This is a genomic window from Thiomicrorhabdus sp. zzn3 (assembly GCF_029767755.1).
In the GTDB taxonomy this organism is placed as follows: Bacteria; Pseudomonadota; Gammaproteobacteria; order Thiomicrospirales; family Thiomicrospiraceae; genus Thiomicrorhabdus.
Genome location: NZ_JARUQS010000001.1, coordinates 918,376 through 941,865, shown reverse-complemented (window position 1 = coordinate 941,865; position 23,490 = coordinate 918,376). Strand labels below are relative to the sequence as shown.

The following is a 23,490-nucleotide window of genomic DNA, read 5'->3' as shown; positions in this document are numbered from 1 at the left end:
ATTTGAGCTTATTATTCATTCTATTTTAACGAAACTGGTTCCAGGGTTGTGACCAGGTTGCTATCGCTGTTTGACAGACAGCCGTTAAAAAGCGTTCCCCCACACTCGGTGGACAGACAAATTCATAGTCCTGTCCAAACAGAGAAAATTGCAGCGCATAAGCGTGGAGATAACCACGATCCTCTTGCTTTGCCTCATCCGCTTGAGCGTAGCGTGCATCTCCACAAATCGGTGCCGCCAGGCTTTTTAAAGCGACCCGTAATTGATGGGTTTTTCCGGTCAATGGCATCAGCAGAAACAGGCGTTCTCCCGGATTAAGCGGTGTCGAAATAAAGCGCGTAACTGCTGGATTTTGCAGCGTTTTACTTAATTTCCAACTGCCGCGACGGGCCGGTTGCATATCCCCTTTCACCCAGCCCTGTTTCTTCTTTGGCTTATGATCCGAAATTGCCAGATAAAACTTTTGCATCTTATGCTGAGCAAACAGTGCTTGAAAAGCCTGCGCCGTAGGTTTGTTCAGCGCAAAAACCAGCAAGCCTGAAGTCATTTTGTCCAGACGATGTACAGGATAAAGCTGATCCACTTGCAACTGCTTTTGAAGTTGCACCACCAGGCCCGCTTCAATTTCAGAGTGCATACCTAGTCCGGGTGGTTTGTCGATCACCAGAAAATGATCACATCGGTAAATTACAGGGATCAACTGAGTGCCCCAAGGTTGATAACTGTCATGCCTTTTGGATCCGTCTCCCTTAAAGCTGAGTGAAATAAAAATAATTTACCGATTATCCGCCAGCAGCAAGAATTCACTTTGCATCATCACTCGGCCATTGACGATCAACTCAATCTGATGCGCCCCCGGGTAATAACGGCGAGTTTTAAGCGGCTTAAACATGTGATGACATTCAAACCCTTGCTGGTCTGTAGCGCAATGAGTGTCGGCTATTTTATAGACTTTACGTGACCAACGTGACTGTTTCGTCACAAAAGAGATCGCATACTCTAGCCTAATATTTTCCAATGGGGTTAGATTTTGTAAACAGAAGCGAAAGCACAACGTCTCATTCAACCTGACTTCAGAGTCACATTGCCACTCGGTCAGGCATTCTGGTGCCAGCGGTTTAAGTCCAAGTAAATCCAGAGCGTCAATATTGCCCTGCTTGGTAAGTGTCCGTAAAGCGTGCTTAATAATCCATTGTGTGTGAGGATGAATGGACTCCCCCTGCCAACCACGGCACAAATCCACCACCCACCGTGGGTTGCTTTTAGAGAGATCGTTGAGCAGGTTGGCAACACTTTTACGAACATAAAGACTGTCATCCGCTTTTAGCGGTTCAATAATCGGCAGCAGTTGCTGTGGGTGTTCGGCAATCCAATCAAGCTGTTCGGCCCACGGAAGCCGGGGACGAATTCCCTCGCTGGCCAAACGCCGTAAATGCAAATCTTCACTGTGTGCCCAAACCTGCATCTGTTTTAACGTCTCTTTTGGAGACTGCTTTAAGAACACGCGAATGGCGTATTCGGAAGTATAGCCGCGCGTCAACATACCCAGCACTTGTATCGACTCTTTATAGCAGGCCTGTCCGAAACGCGCGACGTAATCCGGAAACACTAAATGAAACAGGCCACTAAAGTGCACTGAAACCGATTTTATGACGGATAAGGCTTCAAGGTATGGCATGGACAGATGAACCTGCATTTGCTCGCTGATATGCCGAACCCTCCTCATTAAAGGTCGCCGTGGCCATTCACGATCAAACACTGCGCTTACAAAGTGTTCAGGCGCAAAATCCGGGCAGGCCTGGGCTAAACAACTTGCCAGTTTTTCAACACTTTCCCGGTTAAACACCAATTTTAACTCTTCTGCCATATCTCAATAATTTCAATCAGTTAAATAATACTTTAATAATCCGGATCCGTTTGGCACACCGCTTGATATAGAGAAGCTGAATACATGTTTTACCGCGTAAACTGTCAATATTGTGACAGTTTGCAGTTTAATTGAAAGGAGGCGATGATGCCACAGATGAATACGCAACAAAAAGTTCAGAGTTGTCTGGAATTTATCGACGACCGCCTGGAAAATCATTCCGAACAGACGATTCGTATTGCGGAAGTGATTATTGAAGACATTAAAGAATTAACCCGTGCCTATCCGGTCGCACTTAAAAACGGTCAGCTAAAGGAACACCTGGAACGAGTGCGTCAAACCCAAATGAACTGGGTAACTCAGTTGCATGAGATGATTCTGGATCAGTCTGATCGTGATATTAATGTTCAGGTCATCTCGGCCTTGCAGAATTTTGTCAACAACTTGAACCAAAATGCGGTTAAACGCATTGATTTTGAGGTGCCTAGAGCCCTATCGAATACGCCTTATTCTTTAAAGAAGAGTATTAGTCAGCAGGAAATGGATCAATTAATGGGCCAGACCAGTCTGTTTGAATATACACGCACTCACTAACAGGCTCTCCTCCCCGTTTTCCCTTACTCAATCACTTCCAAAAAATGACCAGGCCTGGTTGTTTTTTGGAAGTAAACTCGCCATACTCTGTATGCCCCTTTTCATTGCGTTGGCACGCATTACTCGACTCACCCATACAATAAATCGATCTTATTAATACAAAGGCCTGTGCGTGTCTGTTGAACAACTCGTCTACATCGCATTTTTCATCGGCCTCCTGAGTGCCGCCTCTCTGCCTTTGGGCGCCTTAACCACCCTGATCTGGAGACCGGGTGACCGGGCGATTGCTTGGCTTATGGCCTTTGGTGCCGGGGCGCTACTTTCGGCTGTGACCATTGATCTGTTTGCCCCAGCGATTCATAACGGCTACTTCTTTGCATCGGCCATCGGCGCCATTACCGGCAGTCTGTTCTACCTGTTTCTGAACCACCAACTGAACGAACAAGGCGGCTTTTTAAGAAAAACCGCCACTACGATTCAGTATTTCCGCAACCGCCACAAAAAAAGACGTCAACGCCTGCAGAACTCATTGGATAATCTGCCGTTTTTTAAGGAGCTGCCCGATCACGAACAAGCACTCTTCTTAGAAGCCCTGCAAAGTGAGTACTATGCTGAAAATGACATCTTGTATCACCATAGCGACTGCAAAAATGCGTTTTATATCATTGAACATGGCACTGTAAAACTTCGTGACCCCGATCTCGGACTGAAAACCTTTCGGGCACTGTCTCATGGCGAAGCCTTTGGACGAATGGCGTTCTTTAGCAGTTTACGCAACGCGACGCTGGCTCAGGCGGCATCGGATCTGATGGTCTGGAGGCTGGATCGTCAAACCTTCAACACTATTCTCTCAAAAACGGACACGCTTCCTGAGATCCTTGCAAATTATGTCCAGTACAATAGTGAACTGCGTACTTATCTGCTGAGCCGTCATCGTATGAATGAAGTTCAAGCCAATAGTCACCTGCAAACAATCTGTGACAGCCTGCTCCATAGGCGTTGTCTGCCCGAACCTGAGTTGGAGGCGATGGATATTGAGCTGGCTTGGAAGCGGTTAATGCACGCCCGACGTTTTGAGCTTTTTGAGCACTGCGATGCAGCTCTAAAAGAGCTGATTGCCGGCAAGCTTGAACTCAGAACACTTTATGCCGGGCAAACCATTTTCAGCAATCGCAGCAAGGCTGACCGCCTCTATCTTTTAGAATCGGGAGAGGTTGAATTAATTGATCCCAATCTACAACGTTTTGGTTTTGAGATGTTAAAGCCCGGCGATTTTTTCGGTGCCAAGGCGTTCGTGGTTGGCGGCAAGCACAGTAACAGCGCCATCGCTAAAGCCGATGTTCGATTCTGGGTGTTGAACAAAAGCGATTTTTTATACCTTTTGCGCCAGCTTGACCCCCTTTACACCCACCTTAAAAACTATTTTAAAACCTCTGATATCAAACAGTACCTGATTCAGGAGCAGAAGCTTCCGGAAAGTCAGGCGCAGGAATGGCTAAAACGTTCACTTACCCGTCTGCTTCCGGGACAACTTCCCTCACTCGAGGCCTTGTCACATAGTTTTAGGCAGCACAAAGCCGCCTATCTGGCCATTTGGTTGGGGATTATGCTCGACGGTATCCCCGAATCCTTTATGATTGGCGCCCATATGACCGACGGCCACATGATCAGCATGAGTTTGATTGCTGCACTGTTTTTATCCAACTATCCCGAGGCTCTTTCCAGCTCCGCCAGTATGCGGGAGCAAGGCATCTCGTTCAACAAGGTCTTCAGCGCATGGTTTTTTCTTATGCTGATGACCGGCATCGGTGCGGCACTAGGCAGTTTGCTGTTAAACGGCGCCAATCTTATCAGTTTTGCCGTCATTAGCGGAATGGCGGCAGGCGCAATGCTGACGGTAATTGCGGAAACCATGCTGCCTGAAGCCTATCTTAAAGGCGGATCAATTATAGGGTTTGTCACCTTGATCGGATTCTTAACGGCAGTTTTGTTTAAGACTTTGGATACAGGGATGATGTAATCACATGGCGACCCATCATTGGCATTTTGAATTCCATCAGCGAATCGGTGAGATTGATGCAATCGCGTGGAATCAGTTGGTCAAAGAAAACGACCCGTTTCTTAATCATCATTTCCTACATGCATTAGAGGTGCATGAGTGTGTCGGCGAAACCTTTGGCTGGCTCCCCAGCCACCTAGCCGTTTATCAAGACGATAAACTGATCGGTGCAGTACCGCTGTATATTAAATACAACTCCTATGGGGAGTTCGTCTTTGACCATACGTGGGCGCAAGCCTGGCAACAGGTTGGCTTGCCCTATTACCCTAAATTGGTCACCTCCGTGCCCTACAGCCCAGTCACTGGCCAGCGATTTTTAACTCATCCCGATCTATCCGAAAACGATTGTGTAACCTTGCTGACAGAGATGCTGGAGCAGATTGAAGTCTTTGCCAGCCAGCACGGCATGAGTGGTTGGCACTGCTTGTTTGCAGAAAAAAATCAACAGGCCTGGTTGGAATCACAGACAGATATTCTGGTTCGTCACGATTGCCATTTTCATTGGTTTAATCAGGACTACCGAAACTTTGATGACTTCCTGGCCACACTGACCGCGAAAAAGCGTAAAAACATTCTTCAGGAACGGCGCAGTATCCAACAGTCGGGTATGCAGATTCGCACACTTAATGGCCATACCGCCACCGCTGAAGACTGGACAATCTTCAGCGAACTCTATGTTAAAACCTTTACTGATAAATGGAGCACCCCAACACTGAACGAAGGATTTTTTAAAGAGGTGGCTCAAGCCCTGCCCGATCAAACAGTTTTGATTATGGCAGAGGATACCAGCGGCCAATCCGTTGCTGGAGCCTTGATGTATCGAAGTGATAACACTCTATTCGGGCGCCACTGGGGTTGCTTTAAAGAGGTTAAAAACTTACATTTCGAGGCCTGTTACTACCAGGGAATCGAATACGCCATTAAACATGGATTAGCGCTGTTCGAACCCGGCGCGGGGGGAGAACATAAAATCGCACGAGGATTCGTTCCGGTTAAAACTCGCTCAGCACATTGGCTAACGGTGAATCCGTTTACTAAGTCGTTGCAAAACTTTTTAACCGCTGAGAAAGAAGCTACTCAAGCATACTGTGAAGAATGTTCTCAGCATGTCCCTTATAAATAAATGGCACATCAAATATGACAATATAAAATAAAAAAGGGCCAATAATGGCCCCTTTTTTATTTTGGACAAATTAACTTACATCTCACCGCCGCTGGCGCCACTGATATATGGTTCTTCTGTCGTTGTTCCTTCATCAACAGATGTTGAGGATGAAGTTATTCCACTCCTCGCTTCGATAATGCGTTTGGTTGCACTCAAGTTAAATGGCTTAAAAACACCAGTTTCGATGGAGTCGTCTTTTTCAAAACTTTCATCCAAACGGTATGCATTGCTGCCATCAGTGGTATACACCTGATATTCAATATCCAGTTTGCCGTCATCGTAGAAACCAAAAGGGACCGCTACATAAGGCGTTTGATCCCCTAAGGTTCCAGTAACAATATTCCCTAGCAACACTTCGGTATTCGCTTGACACTGGATCGTACCATTCATATCTCTAACTGGTTCGCCATAAGAGTCTGCTTCATATTTACAAGCGGCAACCTGTTCGGTTTCAGTATTCTTGATATAGAAATTCAACTGATCTTCATTCCAATACATCTGGTTGACCGCATCCGCACGCACCGAAGCGTCGAGGTAAAAATCACTGAATGTATTTGCAATATAACCACCTTGGCCATCGTCATAACCGCCAAACTCATATTGATACGTCAATTCACAAGCATATTCTCCATCAGAATCGACAGAACTGGTTTCAACCGTTGGGCACAAGGCAGAGAAACCGCTCAAGCTTTCGATATTGCCTAGGTGAAGTTGTGGCGTTTCACTGTATGCAAACTGATAAGCATAGTCTCCTTCTGCAAAGGTCACCGTTGCATTCTCATCACCATCAAAGTCGTCAATGATGTCATCGAGTTTAAACTCTTTGCCGGCTAAAGACATCTTAGCCACAGTGTGTACTTGCAAATTGTAACCATCTGGTGTTGTGAAACTTAAAGAACCATCAGCGTTTTGCGTAACTACAGAATGCATGATTTCATCCGCTGGATCCTGAGCCTCTAGACGTGTAGCAATATAACTCTCACTTTCAAGAGACAACGCGTCTTCCAAGCCGATTTTAGCTTGATAGAAACCGCTCTCTAACATTGCCATCACTTCAACAAATTCTTTGGTAATTTCTTGCTGTAGGGTTTCATCGTAGTCGTGATCCGTATTCACAGACATAAAAACTGCACCACCACTTGTTAAAGCATCAACAGCACTGATCGTTTCCGACTCGGCTAGCAAACTGAATTCTTTTTTAGAATCCTCAAAATCATCTGCAGTCATATTTTCGAGTTCGGAATCATCAGCATAAGCGGACGCTGCATCAGCAAAGTCCGTATCCACTTCACCATTTTCTTCAATTTGCGTTTTGGCTGAGGAATAGATCGTTGGAAGTTGAGCTGTAAGTGCATTGGCTACAATCAACTGAATCTCTTTAACATCATCATCGCTAATAGTGACATTCGCGGCTTGCAAGGTAGTTGTTAGGGTTTCAGTGAAGGTGGCTAAAACGCGCGCTACGATTTGCGCGGTTTGGTGTAATACTTTGTATTCATCCGCATCGGCTTCATTACCTTGGCCTGCTTCGATAAAGTCTTCATACAAATCAACTGTACTATTGGCGGATAGCCCAAGCTCAGTTTTTACTGTAGATTCAGCCTGTTCAGGCGTCATTGAAGGGTTAAGTTCCAGTTTGGACTGAACCATTGTGGTTAAGGGGCTGACAAATTCCGGTTTTCCGGCTGGAGCAGATAAAATAAACTCTTTGGTTACAACACCTCCAATATCAGTATCCACAGTCACATTAGGAATGACCTTTGCGATAATCGGTGCACTCGCCAATTGCTCTTGAGTCGCTTCAAATGAATAGGCACCACCTGCTCCGGTTGTGGCGCTTGGTTCGTCTGTATCACACTTTTTGTTAAGGTTTAGATCTAGGCAAACTTCCGCACCAATAAGATAACCATCAGCAACAATACCCGACACAGTGCTAGGAGTAGCTGTATTTTCAATAGTACCACTACCAGAACCGCCACCGCATGCCGTCAGTCCCAGTGACGCAGAAAACATAGATGTCCAAAGAATTTTCTTGCTCAAACGCATTAAGCATCCCCTCATACATTGATGATTAAAAATAAACTTTATTAAACTTAAAAAGTAAATTTAATTAGAGGAAAGACTACTAGAGCAAAACCAATAAGGAAAGAGTAAATTTTATTTACAGGGAAATTGTAACGAAGCTGTCACATTTATATACGTAAAAACCCGGCAAAAGCCGGGTTTTAAAAAGATAAGAAAATCGTTTTCAATCAGTGATGATCAGGTAATACCAGATTTAATTCCAATACCTCAAAACCATCCGCTTCATCCACTGAAATCTGCAACTTTTCATCATCAATATCGACATACTTGGCAATCACCGCCAAGATTTCTTCACGCATTTTCGGCAGGTAATCCGGTGCATTACGCTCCGAGCGTTCATGAGCCAATAAAATCTGTAAACGATCTTTAGCAACGGTTGCCGATTTCTTCTTTCGCTGTCCGAGTAAGTAATTCAGTAAAGCCATGCTGCCCTCCTTCTTACTTGCCGAAGAGCTTTTGGAACAGCCCTTTCTTCTCAGCTGTCAGGAAACGGTGCTCGATTTCCTCACCCAAGAAACGATCTACAATATCTTTATAGGCCTGCGCCGCCTGGGATTTTTCCTCCATGATTACCGGAGAACCCGCATTGGAGGCATTCAACACATCTTCTGATTCCGGAATCGCCCCGAGCAGATTGACGCTCAACAGATCAATCACGTCTTCAACCGACAGCATCTCTCCTGTTTCCACACGCGCCGGGTTGTAACGCGTCAGCACCAGATGTTCGACAATGGGACCTTCGCCGCTTTCAGCACGCTTGGATTTAGCCTGCAAAATCCCAAGAATACGGTCTGAGTCACGCACCGATGAGACTTCCGGGTTGGTAACAATCAAGGCTTCATCGGCAAAGTAAAGAGCCAGCTGCGCCCCTTTTTCGATGCCCGCGGGTGAATCACACACAATGTAATCAAACCCGGCTTCTTTCAATTCTTCAATCACACGCTCAACGCCTTCCTGGGTCAAGGCATCTTTATCACGAGTTTGGGACGCGGCCAGAATATATAAATTATCAACCCGCTTGTCTTTGATTAAAGCCTGCTGCAAGGTCGCTTCACCCTGTACCACATTGACAAAATCGTAAACAACACGGCGTTCGCACCCCATAATCAAATCCAAGTTACGCAAGCCGACATCAAAATCGATGACGGCCACTTTATAGCCTTTAAGGGCCAACCCGGTTGAAAAACTAGCACTGGTGGTGGTTTTTCCTACGCCCCCTTTCCCGGAGGTGACAACTACTACACGAGACACTCTGACTCCTTTATCTCTTTGACTGAACCGTAAAGCCACGCTTTACCTTCAAAACAAAATCCAAATATACCAAAGATAAAACAAATAATCGTAAGATCAGTCGAGCAATTTGAAATTTAACTGATCGTTACGCAATGAAACTTCAATAAAACCGTTTTTGTGGGCTGGCTCAATATCTTCCGCTAACTGATAAAGCCCGGCAATACAGACCAGTTCCGGATCTAACTTCTGGGCAAAGATACGGGCGCTGGTTTCACCTTGAGATCCGGCAAAGACCTTACCGCGAATGGTTCCATAAACATGAACGTTCCCGTCGGCAATAACTTCTGCCCCCGGATTCACCGAACCTAGAACAATTAAATCTCGATCCTTTGCATAGACCTGTTGGCCGGAACGTACTGCATTTTGCACCACCAGCGCCGTTTTAAGGCTTGGTGCCTCTGCACACTCTTTTGACTCTTGCTGTTGAGGGCGTTTCTTGACCTGGCTCTCTTCCCCGAACACCGCTAAACCGGCGTAATTGGCGTGCTCTTTTAAGGTTTCATCTTGTGTACGGATACCGATTGGCAGCATCTGTTTTTGATGTAAAAACTCTACCATTAACGCCAAAAAAGTCGGATCCAAATTGTCAACTTGGGGTTCCAACACCACGGGAATACCGACAAAAAAGTCTGGAGCCTGATTAATTTTATCGGAGAGCGCTTGTTTGGTTTGCTCGATATCGTTGCTGTATAGTTTAAGAACGGTTAAGGAAAGGATAGACCCTTTCAGGTCAATAATTTTATTCATAGTGTTTTGTAAATTACCTGAAACGCATCAAATAAGAGAGGAATGCACGCAGTTTACTGGAGGGGGTATAGGCTGTCAATTCAAGGCACGCAAAAGTGCTAAACAAACTTTCAAGGCCCTGGGAAAAACTCTTTTCAGCAGGCCTGTTCAGGTTACGATCTCATTTTTATTGTGATTAACGCCTCTAACCTGAACACGTTCAGTAAACCAAAAAAACAATGCAACAGTAAGTATGGCCACCGCATAACGACCGATCCAATCGTGCACCAGATAAAACTGTTCTGGGTAATCCATCACCACTAAAGTAATAAAAAGCATTCTTAAGGTATTGATCCCCACGAGCAAAATGTAACCGAAAAACAGCCACTTCACTTTTGCCCGAGTATAAGCAGGATAAGCCAGTATTGCAGCCGCATAGAGTAAAAACGGTGTCAGACCGTTGCATTCATGCAATATTTGCAAATGCACGCCATTCTGCAGAATCAGTGTATCTGCTTGAATCAAAACAGGTAGGTTAAATAGGGATACCCAGCTCTGGGTAATTGATATAGTCAACTGCGTTTGCAGCTCATTGATAACAAAAAAAGGGCTGATATCGGAAAAAAAGAATAAAAAAAAGAGCAATCCCATCCAGATGAAATAGCTTATTGAAAACCGTAACATCTGAATGGTGTGCCCTTTTAATTGTTGCTAAGCAGCGCTAGCGAGAAATCACTTAGACAGTTTGCGTCGAGCCACCAAAGCACCCAGACCCAAGAAGCCTAAAACCGTTGCCAGTAAACTGGTATTGTCATATGCGCTGAAAATGCCTTTACTGTCGCTGTCAGAGATGTACCCCTCCAAATCAGCCGGAGGCTGGTTTTCATCCTCAGTAAAGCCAGGTACATAATCCGTTTTGGTTTCATCCACCAAAGGAATCATTCTCAAGGTAAAAGTTCCATTGTCAGCAGTGACATCACCCACATCGATGATATAGCTCAACCCAAGGTTCAGTACATCCTCAATGCCGCCAATATAATAGGGCTCCTCGCTGGTGGCCCACGCTTCCAACTCTTCGGCAGTGGCAGGAGCGTAATCATCAGCCGCGCCTTTCAGCCACATATAATCTTCTGCTGCGGTATTCGGATTGTCCCCCCACCATGCAACCAAGCGGTCATCGGTCGCCGGATTGTTATCGAAGTCGTAGAAAATCCCTTTTGGTTCGTAAATACTTGGCAACCACTTACTGCCAAACAGGTTCTCATAGGTGTCCGACAGGACGGCACCGGATGTAATTTCATTTTTGGGCGCGACTGCTGTTTCTGCCGCATAAAAACCGGCTCTGGTTGTGTTATCAAAGAAGCCCGGATCATGCTTGTCGTCACCTGGTCCAAACAGACCAGCAGAGAACGTAGCCATATCATTTGCATCCCAGATATCGCCACCTTCAGGTTTTTCACCAACACCATCAGACAATTCTACTGTAGATGTTGTATTCGCAACAAAGCTCGTACCGACACCGCTGCCCACCTGCAGGGTAAAGCCTTTCAAGTGTTTATCAGTGTAGTTGTTCAGCTTTTGCAAAACCATATAACGGGTAGCGTCGCCCCCCTCGGGGTTCGCAGCATCTTCAACATTGAAAACCATATCGATAGCGACAGGACTACCTGAGCCGTTATCAGCAATAGAACCTGGCAATGCACTGACTTTAAAGCGTTTATGGGTTTGGAACGCACTGTCACACATGGTTGGGTTTACAACATTTGAATTTAACAATCCGTCATCCAACGTTGCTCCATCTGGCAAGGTCTTAGTGCCGTCAACATATTTTTCATCATCCGAAAAAGGATGAAACGACGTGCTTAAAATACAGCTCGCAGGCTTGCCATTAGCCATATAGACCGTATCCGTATCTGTAAGAACCTTAACCCCGGAAGGTTCACCAACCGGCCAATCTTTACCGGTCAATTTCGCCGTTGACGTATCCACATTGGTACCGTCATGAATAAAGCTGGCAAAAGATTCCCCTTCAACCATTGCGGAGTAAGTGCCTGTATCAGGATCAAAACTTTTAGTGGTGATCTCTTCGCCCGTTTCAGCATTTACAATTTTAACGGAGACATTTGAATGATCCCAACCACCAAATCCAAATTGAACTAAAGAATCAAAGTCATAAGCCTGTACAACGGAACTCTGAGTACCGACATTCGTCTCCTGAATCCCACTAATCCTATCCGCTTGGGCAGAACTCATGGCAGTCACGCAGGCTGCCGCGATCATACTTAATTTAAATAGCTTTTGTTTCTTCATCTCGTACCTCTTAGTCAATTGATTCACGACAACCTAATCAATAAATAATAGATTTCATGGATTCATTTTTAGTCGTTCAATTTAAGTATAAAATAATGCGTATTAAACAACATCCCCCTTTTGGGGGAAATTAGAAAATAATTACATTGTGATGAGAGCAATTTTGACTTATCTCAAGAAAAAACCGGTTTTTTTTGCTATGTTGTTTTTAGTTTTAAATTGTACGCTTACTTAGGAACATGACTTTTATGCCGTCGCACTTAACGCAATTACACAACTCGCCTTGTTCGAAATCTGTCGACTTTTCTGACAGTTTGAATGAAGTCGAAATTCTAAAAAAGCTTGCCCATATTCAGTCATGTTTGATCTACGGACACAGTTTGCAGGCAATATTGCAAACAGAAGTGCCTTTCATTAAAGCAGTGACAAATTGCAATATTATGGCGATTGCACTCACCCAACAGAATCATCTCAATTTCGAATTTGTCCTCGATAGCAATAAAACGTTTTTAAAAGGGTTAAAGCGTTTTAAATCAAAACCCTACCACATTGATTTAAAAAACTTTTCTGCCAGCTTTCAAGATTCTCTGACAAAACCGGGAAGCTATAAAAAGCTGGAGAGCTTACAAGGTTTTTTTGAAGGTCAACTTAACTCCATACAATGCCAGGCACTGGAAAAGCAGATTAAATTTGAGTCCGCCTATATCTTGCCTATTTTCTGCTATGAAGGAAATAAGATCGGTTATAGCATGTTTGTCTTTCAAAAAGGCCAACAGCCCAAACTGGATCAGTTAAATCAAATTCACACCTTGTTTCAGAGCCTAATTCAGCCTCTGTATGATATTGATAGTAAAACCTTTTATTCAAAATGCACCCGTGTCTGTACCGATATGCCACTCCTGACAGAGACAGAAAAACGGATTATCAAACTGCTTAGCCACGCAAAAACCTATCAGGCAACGGCAGACGAACTTAATATCAGTCTGAATACGGTAAAAACACACATGAAAAACATTTTTGCCAAATATCATGTCAATTCGAAACTGGCTTTATTCAATAAAATCAATAACAACGTTTAAAGACTTATAAAGTAACAGGCCTGGTCAAACCAGGCCTGTTTAGTGACAAAAAGTTCTAGGCAGTGCGATTAACGTTTGCCACCGCCTTTATTGCCACCGCCTTTATTACCCCCTCCCATAGAACCAAAGCCCTGAGAGTGCATAGCTCCCTGTTCAGTTCGATTGTTCTGCATTGCAGAACGCCCGTTTGCATCAGCGTTTTCTTTAATTTGATAACGCTTTTCATAGGTATATTCATGACGGTTTTGGTTTTGTATCGCCTGTGTTGTTTTTGGAACAGCAGGCCCCATCGTTTCCTGAATACGCTGTTGCGATTGAATTTGGGTCTGATTTTGAACGGCATCTGCTGCATGAACGCCTGTGGCATAACCCGCCACCCCTAAAATTAACGCAGCCAATGGTTTTATCATTTTCATATGATTTACTCCTAAAAATAATCAGTAAAGCTTTATCAGAACTCAGACCATATTAGAAATGGTATTTTTTCCCATGTCAAGCACTGTCTCTAAAAAATGAGAATAAATACTTAGCAATATAAAGACAGGGCATTGACATTGTGAACAAATACTTGATTTATCGATCAAGTGGATTTTTAATTAAATTCTGACAGGAGTGCAAACAAGCGTCCTGTAGCTCTACAAGGCTGAGACATGGATAGTCGATATAAACACCCTTCTCTCCCGGAAGCCGAAAAAACCCTTTCCTTTATTTTGGATATTGTTTCGGAAGGCATTTGGGATTGGAATGCGGAAACCGGAGAAGTAAAGCGGAGTCCGGGCTGGTATCGGATGTTGGGGTATGACGTCCACAGCCTGGAAGAAAACGTGATGACTTGGGAAGATGCTATCCATCCCGAGGATTACCCTGCGGTAATGGCCCATTTCGAAAACTACATCCAGGGCAAAACGGATCAATATCAGATTCAATACCGATGCAAAAAAGCAGACGGTTCCTATCTTTGGATTGAAGATTCCGGCAAAATTGTCGAGCGCGATGATTCAGGCCAGGTAAAGCGCATGATCGGAGCCCATACCGATATCCATAAAGCCAAAACTGCGCAACAAGAACTCGAGCAAAAAAACCTGATTTTAGCCTCGGATAATGCCAATTTAGAAAAAGTAATTCAAAAACGTACTCTCGAGCTCGAGCACCTCAATCATGAGCTTGAAGAAAAAATTAAACTGGCGGAATACGGTGCGCGACATGACCCCTTAACTGGACTTTATAACCGCCGCTGCTTTGAAGAAAAACTCGAGGCCGAAATCAACCGAGCTAAACGTTATTCCCAACCGATGAGTGTGGTGTTATTGGATATTGATGACTTTAAGCTAATTAACGATGATTTTGGACACAGTGCCGGAGATCAAATCCTAAAAGCACTCGCCCTCTTTCTCAATGAGCATACTCGTGAATATGACCTCATCGCGCGCTGGGGAGGTGAAGAATTCATTATCATTATGCCGAATACTAACTTGCAGCAGGCTTTCGATAAAGCGGAACGGCTTAGGCTGGGCATTGAAAACCAAACGCTGATGGATCAGGCCAAGATCACTTGCAGTTTTGGGGTAACGGAATATAAAAGTACCGATACTTACGACCAGATTTTTCAAAGAACCGATAAAGCCCTCTATCAAGCCAAGCACCTTAACCGGAATAACGTGCAAATAGCCTAACTTAACGCTTACTTTCTCCAGTTTAGAGAATGAAATAGCACTCAGCTCATTTTGAGCCAATCAAAACAGCAAACCAGAATAAATGATGTAAAAAAAGAATGGTGCCCAGGGCCGGAGTCGAACCGGCACAGTGTTTCCACCGGGGGATTTTAAGTCCCCTGCGTCTACCAATTTCGCCACCTGGGCATACAGATATAAGTGCAAAACACTTATAAAAAATCGAATCACCAAATAGGATTATCCAAACAGGATTATAAAGGGTGATAAAAATGGAGGCGGAACCCGGAGTCGAACCGAGGTCCACGGATTTGCAATCCGCTGCATAGCCACTCTGCCATTCCGCCATATTTGGAGCGGGAAACGAGGCTCGAACTCGCGACCTCAACCTTGGCAAGGTTGCGCTCTACCAACTGAGCTATTCCCGCTTGATGAGGGCGTATTATAGGGCTTTGACGCTGAAGGTCAAGCAATTTTGCAGTAATTTTACAAAATTGGCTTTATTGTGACAAATACGCAATTCCCAAGTATTTATTGGATGGCTTAGAGGATGGCTAAGCCCCTGCTTTTTCGTCATTTTACGCTTAAAAAAAACGGCTCCATCACGAACCGGATTGGGTTGAGCGCACAATCTCGGGTAATGCCGCTTTGGTGTATTGCACCCAGGTAATCACAGTCAATAGCGCCGCAAAATAAAGCATTGGAAAACCGAGTTCGCCCCAATTTACCCCCCAAAGCTCCCCTCCATAAAGCAGCCAGGTTAACGCCGCTAATTGTGAAGCCGTCTTCACTTTACCCAATTTAGACACCGCCACCACTTCACGGGCATTATTCTCAGCCATCCATTCACGCAGTGCGGAAATCCCGACTTCACGCATCATGATTACGATCGCCGAGAGCACTACCCACAAGTTATCATGGTATTCGGCGGCCACGACAATCAATGCTGCCGCGACAATCAACTTGTCCGCTACGGGATCCAAAAAGGCTCCGAGTTTGCTGTCCGATCCTAGCTTGCGCGCCAAATAACCATCCAGCCAGTCGGTAATTGCGGCAATCATAAAAGCCAGGCCTGCCCAAAAACGCGCATCTTCAATCGGGGCATAATAACAGATTAGAAAAACCGGAATCAGAACCACGCGGCTCCACGTCATGATCATGGGAATGGATTTAAGATTCATCGAACTGAATTACTCTATTTATAGGATTTCTCAGGCCTGGAGGCCTACTGACATTAATATTCATTTTTAACAATTGTAAAATTGCGCGTTAATACTACCATGTTTATTTCGGTTAAAGGAAAGATTACGCCTAAAGGCTTACGCACTGCCGTGAAAGAAATCATAGATCTTTTGTGCCTTGTCCAGGCTGACCCCCTTAACCTTTGATAGTTCATTCACCGATGCATCTTTGACTTCGTTCAATCCACCAAAATGCAGCAGTAAACTTTTACGCGTTTTAGGACCGATCCCCTCAATCTCCTCCAAGGCTGATTTGGTTTGTGCCTTGCCGCGACGCGTTCTGTGAGAGGTGATCGCGAAACGGTGTGCTTCATCGCGAATATGGTTAATCAAATGCAACGCGATATCGTCCGCTTCAAGGTCAATACCCTCCTCATTGTAGGGAGTATAGAGAATTTCCAGACCTGCCTTACGTCCCTCTCCCTTGGCGACCGACACCAACGGTACCGATTCCAGCTCCAGGGTTTTCAATACCTCAATCGCTTGATTCAGCTGCCCTTTTCCGCCGTCCACCACAATCAAATCGGGCAAAGCCCCACCCTCTTTTTTGATTCGACTATAGCGGCGGCTTAACGCCTGGTGCATTGCAGCGTAATCGTCCCCCGGCTGAATGCCTTCGATATTGAATTTACGATAGAGCTGGGTATTCGGCACTCCGTCAGTAAACACCACGCAGCTGGCAACCGTATGGGCCCCTTGAGTATGGCTGATGTCGAAACACTCCATATGTTCCGGCATCCTGGACAAGGCAAGTGCCTCCTGCAATGCGACAAGACGTTCTTGTTGCGTCGCTTTTTGCCCTAAATGCTGCTTCAACGATGTAATCGCATTGGTTTCGGCCAGCTGAACCAGACCTTTGGCGGTCTGCTGTACCGGATGTTGCAGCTTAACTTGGCTGCCGCGTTTATCGGTAAGCCATTTCTGTAGCAACGAGTGCTCGGATAATTTCATGGGCAGCAGAAGAATCGCGGGTACCGGATGCGCTTCATAATGCTGAGCAATAAACGCGCTCAACACGGCATCAGCATCCGCCGACTCGCCCAAACGTTCAACCTGTTTGGGAAAGAAATGCTCACTTCCCCATAAATTGCCGCCGCGATACATCATCAAGCAGACACAAACCTGGGAGGCCTGCTCAGAAATCGCCAGCACATCCATGTCTTTGGAGCCGGGCTGATTAATAAGGTGCTGGCTCTGAATCGCGCGCAATGCAGAAATCTTGTCTCGATAAGCAGCAGCCAGTTCAAATTCCAGCGCTTCCGAGGCCTGTTCCATTTTATGTCCCAACTCTTCAATCACATCAAAACTCTTACCTTCCAGAAACATCAGAGTATGACGTACATCCTCGTCGTATTCCTGTTTGGTCACCAGTCCGTCAACACAAGGGCCGGAGCAACGCTTGATTTGATACTGCAAACAGGGGCGCGAGCGATGGTTAAAGACACTTTCCGCACACTGACGCACCGGAAAGATTTTCTGCAAGGCCTGCAAGGTTTGATGGACCGCCGCCGCATTGGGAAACGGCCCATAATATTTGCCTACCCGACGTTTGGCGCCGCGATGGTAACTTAATGAAGGAAAGGCTTTGGCTGTAGAAACAAAGATATAAGGATAGGACTTATCATCCCTAAAAAGAATGTTGTATTTCGGCTTGTAACGCTTGATCAGGGTGTTTTCGAGAATCAGTGCTTCGCTTTCAGTATCGGTGATGGTTACCTCGATATAGGCGATCTGTGTGACCATACGCGACGTCTTGATCTCATCATGCGACTTTTTAAAATAACTCGATACCCGGCGCTTAAGGTTTTTGGCCTTCCCTACATAGATGATCTTACCCTCGGCGTTGTACATGCGATAAACGCCGGGACGCTCGGTCAGTTGCTTCAAATAAGCGTTAATATCGAACGCTTCAATCGCTTTACGCTTAGTGTCATCCAGCGTATGCTGACTCTCTGCGCTGATCAGATCGGTTTCCTGCACATCGGAATTAAGGCGTTTCTCTTTGTGATTGACTTGGGTCATGAGTTTTAACGAGTTAAAATGCCTGAAAATGAATAATTAATACATTATAAAGGATACAGAATGGAATACGGTCCTCAAAACAACCCAGACCAAGACCCGCAAGGCTTTAAACGTCTCGCCGGAGCCGTTGAATCTCTCGTCAAGCAAGAACGGTGGTCGCGGCGTTTTGCCAACTTGCTCAAACTTGCCGTTGCGGCCTATATTGTGTTTTTCATTTTCATCGCCATTGACAATATGAACAATATTGAAGAGCTGGAAGAACTGGCTAACGGCAAAGAGCACGTCGCGGTGATCAAGTTGGAAGGTCCGATCATGCCCGGCTCCAAAATGAGTGCCGAGACATTGAACCCGCTTTTACAGAAAGCCTTTGCCAACCCAACCAGCAAGGCGGTGATTATTCAGGCGAACTCGCCTGGCGGAAGCCCGGTTCAATCCGCCATGATCAACGACGAAATCACCCGTTTGAAAAACCAGTACAACAAACCGGTGTATGTTGTCGTTGAAGATCTGTGTGCATCAGGCTGTTATTACGTCGCGGTCGCTGCGGATAAAATCTATGCCAACCGCGGTTCGATGGTCGGTTCCATCGGCGTACGCATGGACAGCTTCGGGTTCACCGAATTGATGGACAAAATGGGGATTGAAAACCGCTCGATGCACGCTGGCGAGCACAAAACCTTCATCAACCCGTTTGCCCCCAAAGACGAAGAAGGCCGCAAATTTTTCAAAGAGCGTATTCTGGAGCGCACTCACCAGCAGTTTATTGAAACTGTGCGTGCCGGACGCGGCGATCGCATCAAGGAGAACGAGCTGACCTATACCGGCCTGGTTTGGTTGGGTGACGAAGCGGTTGAAAACGGCATGATCGATGGTTTGGGTGACATCGGCTATGTTCAGCGCGAAATCGTAGGCGTCAAACACCGCAGAGTGTATGAATCCGAAAAATCCTTTATTGAAGAGCTGATGGGCGACATCAGCTCGGAAACCTCAAGCAAGCTGGCGCTCTACTTCACTACGCTTCACTGAGCGTGATGAAAACAATCAGGCCTGATCCGTTTTAGGTTTTAACATTCAACCAGGCCTGTTCAAAATTAATCCTCTTCCTGTGACTGAATTTCAGCCCATAAAAAAACCCGCTTGGAGATGATCTCCAAGCGGGTTTTTATTGCCAAGTGGCAGATTACAGACCGTAACGTTAGGCTACCGCCACCCCAATATCCGCCAAGGATTTAGGGGATTCGACTTCATAATCCGCCATCTCATCGAACTGCAGGTAACGGTAAATGTCATCTGCCATAGTATCCAGCATCGCCACCGCTTCCATATACTCTGAAACATTTGGTAGCTTACCTTTTGCCGCACAAACAGCCGCCAGCTCGGCAGACCCCAGATAAACGTTAGCGCCGTTACCTAAGCGGTTCGGGAAGTTACGTGTTGATGTCGAGAACACCGTTGCGCCATCCGCTACACGTGCCTGGTTCCCCATACACAATGAACAGCCAGGCATTTCGGTACGTGCCCCCACTTTACCGAACGTGCTGTAGTAGCCCTCTTCGATCAATTGACGCTCATCCATTTTGGTCGGCGGCGCAATCCACAGACGGGTCGGCACATTGCTCATGCCATCCAGTACTTTACCGGCGGCACGGTAGTGACCGATATTGGTCATACAAGAACCGATGAAGACTTCGTCGATCTTCTCCCCCGCCACTTCAGACAGCAGTTTCACGTCGTCTGGATCGTTCGGGCAGGCTACAATGGGTTCCTTAATTTCGTTCAGGTCGATTTCAATCACTTCCGCATATTGTGCGTCGGCGTCCGCTTCCAACAACTCTGGATGGTCGATCCACTTCTGCATTTCGTCACGACGGCGCAACAAGGTACGCGCATCCTGGTAACCGTTCTCGACCATCCAGTCGATCAACGCCATGTTCGACTTCAAATACTCGATGATCGGTTCTTTGCCAAGCTTGACCACACAGCCGTTGGCAGAACGCTCGGCAGACGCGTCAGACAGCTCAAACGCCTGCTCCACTTTCAAGTGCTCAAGACCTTCAATTTCCAGCACGCGGCCGTTGAAGCAGTTGATCTTACCTTTCTTCTCAACCGTCAACAGGCCTTGCTGAATCGCGGCATACGGAATGGCATTGACCAGATCGCGCAAGGTGATGCCCGGCTGCATTTTACCTTTGAAACGCACCAATACCGATTCCGGCATATTCAACGGCATGACCCCTAGTGCCGCCGCAAAAGCGACTAAACCGGAACCGGCCGGGAAAGAGATCCCGATCGGGAAACGCGTGTGTGAGTCCCCACCGGTACCCACGGTATCCGGCAATAACAGACGGTTTAACCACGAGTGGATCACCCCATCTCCCGGACGCAATGCCACCCCACCACGGCTGGTCATAAAGTCAGGCAGCGTATGCTGCAGCTTGATATCCACCGGCTTAGGATAAGCGGCGGTGTGACAGAACGACTGCATCACCAAATCGGCAGAGAAGCCCAAACAGGCCAGCTCTTTCATCTCATCACGCGTCATCGCTCCAGTGGTGTCTTGAGAACCAACGGTGGTCATATGCGGTTCGCAAAACATTCCTGGTCGAACACCCTCAATACCGCACGCCTTACCCACCATTTTTTGCGCCAGGGTATAACCGTGATCCGCTTCAGACTTGTCCTGCGGACGGATAAACAGATCAGAAGGATCCATCCCCAATGCTTTGCGCGCTTTATCAGTCAAACCACGACCGATAATCAAAGGCACGCGCCCACCAGCACGGACTTCATCCGGCATGGTGTCAGGGGCCAATTCAAAGGTAGAAATCGTGTCACCCGATTCATTGGTAATCTTGCCTTCGTAGGGGTAGATCGTAATCACATCGCCCATATTCATTTCAGAGACGTCACATTCAATCGGCAAAGAACCGGAGTCTTCGGCCGTATTGAAGAAAATCGGCGCAATCTTACCGCCAAGTACCACCCCGCCTTGGCGCTTGTTAGGCACAAACGGAATATCGTCACCGAAATACCACATCACCGAGTTCATCGCTGACTTACGTGAAGAACCGGTTCCGACCACGTCACCCACATAAGCCACAGGATGGCCTTTGGCTTTCAAAGACTCAATCGTTCCTTGAACATCGTCCATACGTGCCGCCAGCATCTCCTTGGCATGCAATGGAATGTCAGGACGGGACCACGCCGCGGTGGCCGGAGACAAGTCATCGGTATTGGTTTCACCGTCTACTTTAAATACGGTCACGGTGATGCTTTCCGGCATCTTCGGTTTATTGGTAAACCACTCGCCTTCCGCCCAGGACTTCATGACCTGCATCGCATAATCATTGGTTTTCGATTTTTCCGCCACATCGTGATACGCATCGTAAACCAATAGCGTTTTAGAAAGCGCTTTCACCGCCTCTTCAGCCACCGCCGCGTTGTCGCTGTCCAACAGCTCAATCAACGGCTGAACGTTATAACCGCCTAACATGGTTCCCAGAAGGAAGGTCGCTTTTTCCGCAGAGATCAGATCCACCGCGACATTCCCCTTGGCGACATCCGCCAAGAAACTCGCCTTAACGTAAGAAGCTTCGTCCACGCCTGGCGGAACGCGGTTGCTTAACAGCTCCAAAACAAACGCTTCTTCTCCGGCTGGTGGATTCTTAATCAACTCAACCAGCTGTGCAGTCTGTTCAGCATCCAGTGGCAGCGGAGGAATTCCTTCCGCTTCACGTTCGGCGACATGGCTACGATAGGCTTCTAACATAGGGGGTCTCTCCTAAAAACAAAAATAGAAAATGAATTGCGATATAATACCACACCATTAATTTCAGATAAAAAGGGTTAGCTAAAATGTTACTTTCGGAATTAACCGCTATTTCACCTGTTGACGGTCGTTACGGAGCCCGCTTGGGTAACCTCAAAGAGATTTTCAGTGAATACGGCCTGATCAAAAACCGCGTTAAGGTAGAAATCCTGTGGCTGCGCATGTTAGCCAACCATCCGGGCATCGGCGAGGTTCCAAAATTAAGCAGCGAAGCGGAAACCCATTTAATGAAAATGGTGGATGAATTCACTCTCGAAATGGCGCAACGCGTTAAAGAGATTGAAAAAACCACCAACCACGACGTGAAGGCGGTGGAATACCTGATTAAAGAACATTTCGCCGACAATGCGGAACTGAGCGCGATCAGTGAGTTTGTCCACTTTGCCTGTACCTCTGAAGACATCAACAATCTGGCTTACGCCTTAATGCTGAAGGATGCCCGTGAAAACGTCATCATTCCTGAAATGGATAAAGTGATCGCCAAGATTGCGGAAATGGCTACGGAAATGGCGGACATTCCAATGATGTCGCGCACTCACGGTCAGCCAGCCTCACCGACCACCGCCGGTAAAGAGTTCGCCAACGTCGCCTATCGTTTGCAGCGTCAGGCCAAGCAGCTCATGAATGTGCAGATTCTCGGTAAGATCAATGGTGCGACCGGTAACTACAATGCCCATTTGGCCGCGTATCCGCAAGTCAACTGGTACGAACTGTCCGAACAGTTTGTGCAAAGCCTGGGACTGGGTTGGAACCCCTACACGATTCAGATTGAACCGCACGACTACATTGCCGAATACTTCCACGCCATCCAGCGTTACAACACGATTTTGATCGATTTCGATCGTGATGTGTGGGGTTATATTGCGCTTGGTTTCTTCAAGCAGAAGACTGTGGCCGGTGAAATCGGCTCTTCGGCGATGCCGCACAAGGTGAACCCAATCGACTTCGAAAACTCCGAAGGGAACCTGGGAATCGCCAACGCGATCTTTGACCACCTGGGCCAAAAACTGCCCATTTCCCGCTGGCAGCGTGACCTGACCGACTCGACCGTATTGCGTAACTTGGGGGTCGGTGTGGCGCACACACTGATCTCATTGCAAGCCACCATGAAAGGTCTGGGCAAACTGGAAGTGAACGCTCAAGCGATGGCGGACGACTTGGACAGCAACTGGGAAGTGTTGGCTGAAGCCATTCAAACCGTCATGCGTCGCCACGGTTTTGAAAAACCTTACGAGCGTCTTAAAGACCTGACTCGGGGTCAGCGCGTAAACAAAGAGATTATGCAGAACTTCGTTGACGGTTTGGAAGGCCTGCCTGCGGAAGCCAAAGAGTATCTGCGTAACCTGACGCCGGCCACCTATATTGGTAACGCGGCGCAGCAAGCGGCGAACATTGAATTGGCATTGACTATGGTCAAGGGCCGCTAATCACGCACCGTTCACGCCTTAAATGAGAAGCTTCTGTGTTGGAGAACAGTCATGTGCAAATTGCACACTCCCTTTTCTCCGCCTTGAAACTTCGCCATTTTAAGTGCGACCAGTATCGTGATT

The 23,490-nt window shown here is 46.6% G+C and carries 19 protein-coding genes and 3 tRNA genes; 7 read left to right on the top strand and 15 right to left on the bottom strand.

What is annotated here, in order from left to right:
- Positions 1 to 25: 25 nt before the first annotated feature.
- Positions 26 to 700: a TIGR01621 family pseudouridine synthase gene (locus tag QCB44_RS04275; protein WP_279408096.1), complete on the bottom strand. Its 675-nt coding sequence runs from the start codon at positions 698 to 700 to the stop codon at positions 26 to 28.
- 75 nt (positions 701 to 775) lie between these two features.
- Positions 776 to 1,867 carry a DNA alkylation repair protein gene (locus QCB44_RS04270; protein ID WP_279408095.1) on the bottom strand — a complete coding sequence of 364 codons (1,092 nt, stop codon included), beginning with the start codon at positions 1,865 to 1,867 and terminating at the stop codon, positions 776 to 778.
- Between the two features lie 147 nt (positions 1,868 to 2,014).
- On the opposite strand from QCB44_RS04270, the gene QCB44_RS04265 reads away from it, so the two are divergent.
- From QCB44_RS04265 to QCB44_RS04255, 3 genes are all read left to right on the top strand, one after another.
- Complete coding sequence (locus QCB44_RS04265; RefSeq protein WP_279408094.1) at positions 2,015 to 2,461, top strand: hypothetical protein; 447 nt, start codon at positions 2,015 to 2,017, stop codon at positions 2,459 to 2,461.
- A gap of 172 nt (positions 2,462 to 2,633) precedes the next feature.
- On the top strand, positions 2,634 to 4,481 hold the full coding sequence (locus tag QCB44_RS04260) for a cyclic nucleotide-binding domain-containing protein (protein WP_279408093.1): 1,848 nt from the start codon (positions 2,634 to 2,636) through the stop codon (positions 4,479 to 4,481).
- A gap of 4 nt (positions 4,482 to 4,485) precedes the next feature.
- Complete coding sequence (locus QCB44_RS04255; RefSeq protein WP_279408092.1) at positions 4,486 to 5,643, top strand: GNAT family N-acetyltransferase; 1,158 nt, start codon at positions 4,486 to 4,488, stop codon at positions 5,641 to 5,643.
- A 75-nt stretch (positions 5,644 to 5,718) separates the two neighbouring features.
- Here the strand turns inward: QCB44_RS04255 and QCB44_RS04250 are convergent, their stop codons facing one another.
- The 6 genes from QCB44_RS04250 to QCB44_RS04225 form a co-directional block, all read right to left on the bottom strand.
- Positions 5,719 to 7,725, bottom strand: a complete 2,007-nt coding sequence (locus QCB44_RS04250) for a hypothetical protein (protein WP_279408091.1) — start codon at positions 7,723 to 7,725, stop codon at positions 5,719 to 5,721.
- 212 nt (positions 7,726 to 7,937) lie between these two features.
- Complete coding sequence (gene minE, locus QCB44_RS04245; protein ID WP_279408090.1) at positions 7,938 to 8,195, bottom strand: cell division topological specificity factor MinE; 258 nt, start codon at positions 8,193 to 8,195, stop codon at positions 7,938 to 7,940.
- Between the two features lie 13 nt (positions 8,196 to 8,208).
- The gene (gene minD / locus QCB44_RS04240) at positions 8,209 to 9,021 is read right to left on the bottom strand and encodes a septum site-determining protein MinD (protein ID WP_279408089.1); all 813 of its coding nucleotides are present in this window, start codon (positions 9,019 to 9,021) and stop codon (positions 8,209 to 8,211) included.
- 96 nt (positions 9,022 to 9,117) lie between these two features.
- Positions 9,118 to 9,810, bottom strand: a complete 693-nt coding sequence (minC, locus tag QCB44_RS04235) for a septum site-determining protein MinC (RefSeq protein WP_279408088.1) — start codon at positions 9,808 to 9,810, stop codon at positions 9,118 to 9,120.
- A gap of 147 nt (positions 9,811 to 9,957) precedes the next feature.
- On the bottom strand, positions 9,958 to 10,365 hold the full coding sequence (locus QCB44_RS04230) for an exosortase/archaeosortase family protein (RefSeq protein WP_279408087.1): 408 nt from the start codon (positions 10,363 to 10,365) through the stop codon (positions 9,958 to 9,960).
- Positions 10,366 to 10,521: 156 nt separating this feature from the next.
- The gene (locus tag QCB44_RS04225) at positions 10,522 to 12,042 is read right to left on the bottom strand and encodes a choice-of-anchor F family protein (protein ID WP_279408086.1); all 1,521 of its coding nucleotides are present in this window, start codon (positions 12,040 to 12,042) and stop codon (positions 10,522 to 10,524) included.
- A 371-nt stretch (positions 12,043 to 12,413) separates the two neighbouring features.
- Between QCB44_RS04225 and QCB44_RS04220 the strand changes: the two genes are divergently transcribed.
- Positions 12,414 to 13,178, top strand: a complete 765-nt coding sequence (locus tag QCB44_RS04220; RefSeq protein ID WP_279408085.1) for a helix-turn-helix transcriptional regulator — start codon at positions 12,414 to 12,416, stop codon at positions 13,176 to 13,178.
- A 68-nt stretch (positions 13,179 to 13,246) separates the two neighbouring features.
- Here QCB44_RS04220 and QCB44_RS04215 read toward each other — a convergent pair whose 3' ends face one another.
- A complete protein-coding gene (locus tag QCB44_RS04215) occupies positions 13,247 to 13,594 on the bottom strand; it encodes a hypothetical protein (RefSeq protein ID WP_279408084.1) in 348 nt (115 codons plus the stop codon).
- Between the two features lie 234 nt (positions 13,595 to 13,828).
- Here QCB44_RS04215 and QCB44_RS04210 point away from each other — a divergent pair, with 234 nt between their 5' ends.
- Positions 13,829 to 14,851 carry a diguanylate cyclase gene (locus QCB44_RS04210; RefSeq protein ID WP_279408083.1) on the top strand — a complete coding sequence of 341 codons (1,023 nt, stop codon included), beginning with the start codon at positions 13,829 to 13,831 and terminating at the stop codon, positions 14,849 to 14,851.
- Between the two features lie 99 nt (positions 14,852 to 14,950).
- Here the strand turns inward: QCB44_RS04210 and QCB44_RS04205 are convergent.
- From QCB44_RS04205 to uvrC, 5 genes are all read right to left on the bottom strand, one after another.
- Positions 14,951 to 15,037, bottom strand: a tRNA-Leu gene (locus tag QCB44_RS04205).
- 84 nt (positions 15,038 to 15,121) lie between these two features.
- Positions 15,122 to 15,195, bottom strand: a tRNA-Cys gene (locus tag QCB44_RS04200).
- Positions 15,196 to 15,200: 5 nt separating this feature from the next.
- Positions 15,201 to 15,276, bottom strand: a tRNA-Gly gene (locus QCB44_RS04195).
- 174 nt (positions 15,277 to 15,450) lie between these two features.
- Positions 15,451 to 16,029, bottom strand: coding sequence for a CDP-diacylglycerol--glycerol-3-phosphate 3-phosphatidyltransferase (pgsA, locus tag QCB44_RS04190; protein WP_279408082.1), 579 nt, complete (start codon positions 16,027 to 16,029; stop codon positions 15,451 to 15,453).
- A gap of 138 nt (positions 16,030 to 16,167) precedes the next feature.
- The gene (uvrC, locus tag QCB44_RS04185; protein WP_279408081.1) at positions 16,168 to 18,111 is read right to left on the bottom strand and encodes an excinuclease ABC subunit UvrC; all 1,944 of its coding nucleotides are present in this window, start codon (positions 18,109 to 18,111) and stop codon (positions 16,168 to 16,170) included.
- A 60-nt stretch (positions 18,112 to 18,171) separates the two neighbouring features.
- Here uvrC and QCB44_RS04180 point away from each other — a divergent pair, with 60 nt between their 5' ends.
- Positions 18,172 to 19,137, top strand: coding sequence for a S49 family peptidase (locus tag QCB44_RS04180; RefSeq protein ID WP_279408080.1), 966 nt, complete (start codon positions 18,172 to 18,174; stop codon positions 19,135 to 19,137).
- 169 nt (positions 19,138 to 19,306) lie between these two features.
- On the opposite strand, the gene acnB is transcribed toward QCB44_RS04180, so the two are convergent.
- A complete protein-coding gene (gene acnB / locus QCB44_RS04175) occupies positions 19,307 to 21,880 on the bottom strand; it encodes a bifunctional aconitate hydratase 2/2-methylisocitrate dehydratase (protein ID WP_279408079.1) in 2,574 nt (857 codons plus the stop codon).
- Between the two features lie 86 nt (positions 21,881 to 21,966).
- On the opposite strand from acnB, the gene purB reads away from it, so the two are divergent.
- Positions 21,967 to 23,367: an adenylosuccinate lyase gene (purB, locus tag QCB44_RS04170; protein ID WP_279408078.1), complete on the top strand. Its 1,401-nt coding sequence runs from the start codon at positions 21,967 to 21,969 to the stop codon at positions 23,365 to 23,367.
- Positions 23,368 to 23,490 lie beyond the last annotated feature (123 nt).

Coding starts and splice junctions, on each gene's coding strand:
- uvrC (WP_279408081.1), bottom strand. CDS start 18,111: ATGACCCAAGTCAATCACAAAGAGAAACGCCTTAATTCCGATGTGCAG.
- pgsA (WP_279408082.1), bottom strand. CDS start 16,029: ATGAATCTTAAATCCATTCCCATGATCATGACGTGGAGCCGCGTGGTT.
- QCB44_RS04265 (WP_279408094.1), top strand. CDS start 2,015: ATGCCACAGATGAATACGCAACAAAAAGTTCAGAGTTGTCTGGAATTT.
- QCB44_RS04180 (WP_279408080.1), top strand. CDS start 18,172: ATGGAATACGGTCCTCAAAACAACCCAGACCAAGACCCGCAAGGCTTT.
- QCB44_RS04255 (WP_279408092.1), top strand. CDS start 4,486: ATGGCGACCCATCATTGGCATTTTGAATTCCATCAGCGAATCGGTGAG.
- QCB44_RS04210 (WP_279408083.1), top strand. CDS start 13,829: ATGGATAGTCGATATAAACACCCTTCTCTCCCGGAAGCCGAAAAAACC.
- purB (WP_279408078.1), top strand. CDS start 21,967: ATGTTACTTTCGGAATTAACCGCTATTTCACCTGTTGACGGTCGTTAC.
- QCB44_RS04225 (WP_279408086.1), bottom strand. CDS start 12,042: ATGAGTTCTGCCCAAGCGGATAGGATTAGTGGGATTCAGGAGACGAAT.
- acnB (WP_279408079.1), bottom strand. CDS start 21,880: ATGTTAGAAGCCTATCGTAGCCATGTCGCCGAACGTGAAGCGGAAGGA.
- minC (WP_279408088.1), bottom strand. CDS start 9,810: ATGAATAAAATTATTGACCTGAAAGGGTCTATCCTTTCCTTAACCGTT.
- QCB44_RS04215 (WP_279408084.1), bottom strand. CDS start 13,594: ATGAAAATGATAAAACCATTGGCTGCGTTAATTTTAGGGGTGGCGGGT.
- QCB44_RS04270 (WP_279408095.1), bottom strand. CDS start 1,867: ATGGCAGAAGAGTTAAAATTGGTGTTTAACCGGGAAAGTGTTGAAAAA.
- minE (WP_279408090.1), bottom strand. CDS start 8,195: ATGGCTTTACTGAATTACTTACTCGGACAGCGAAAGAAGAAATCGGCA.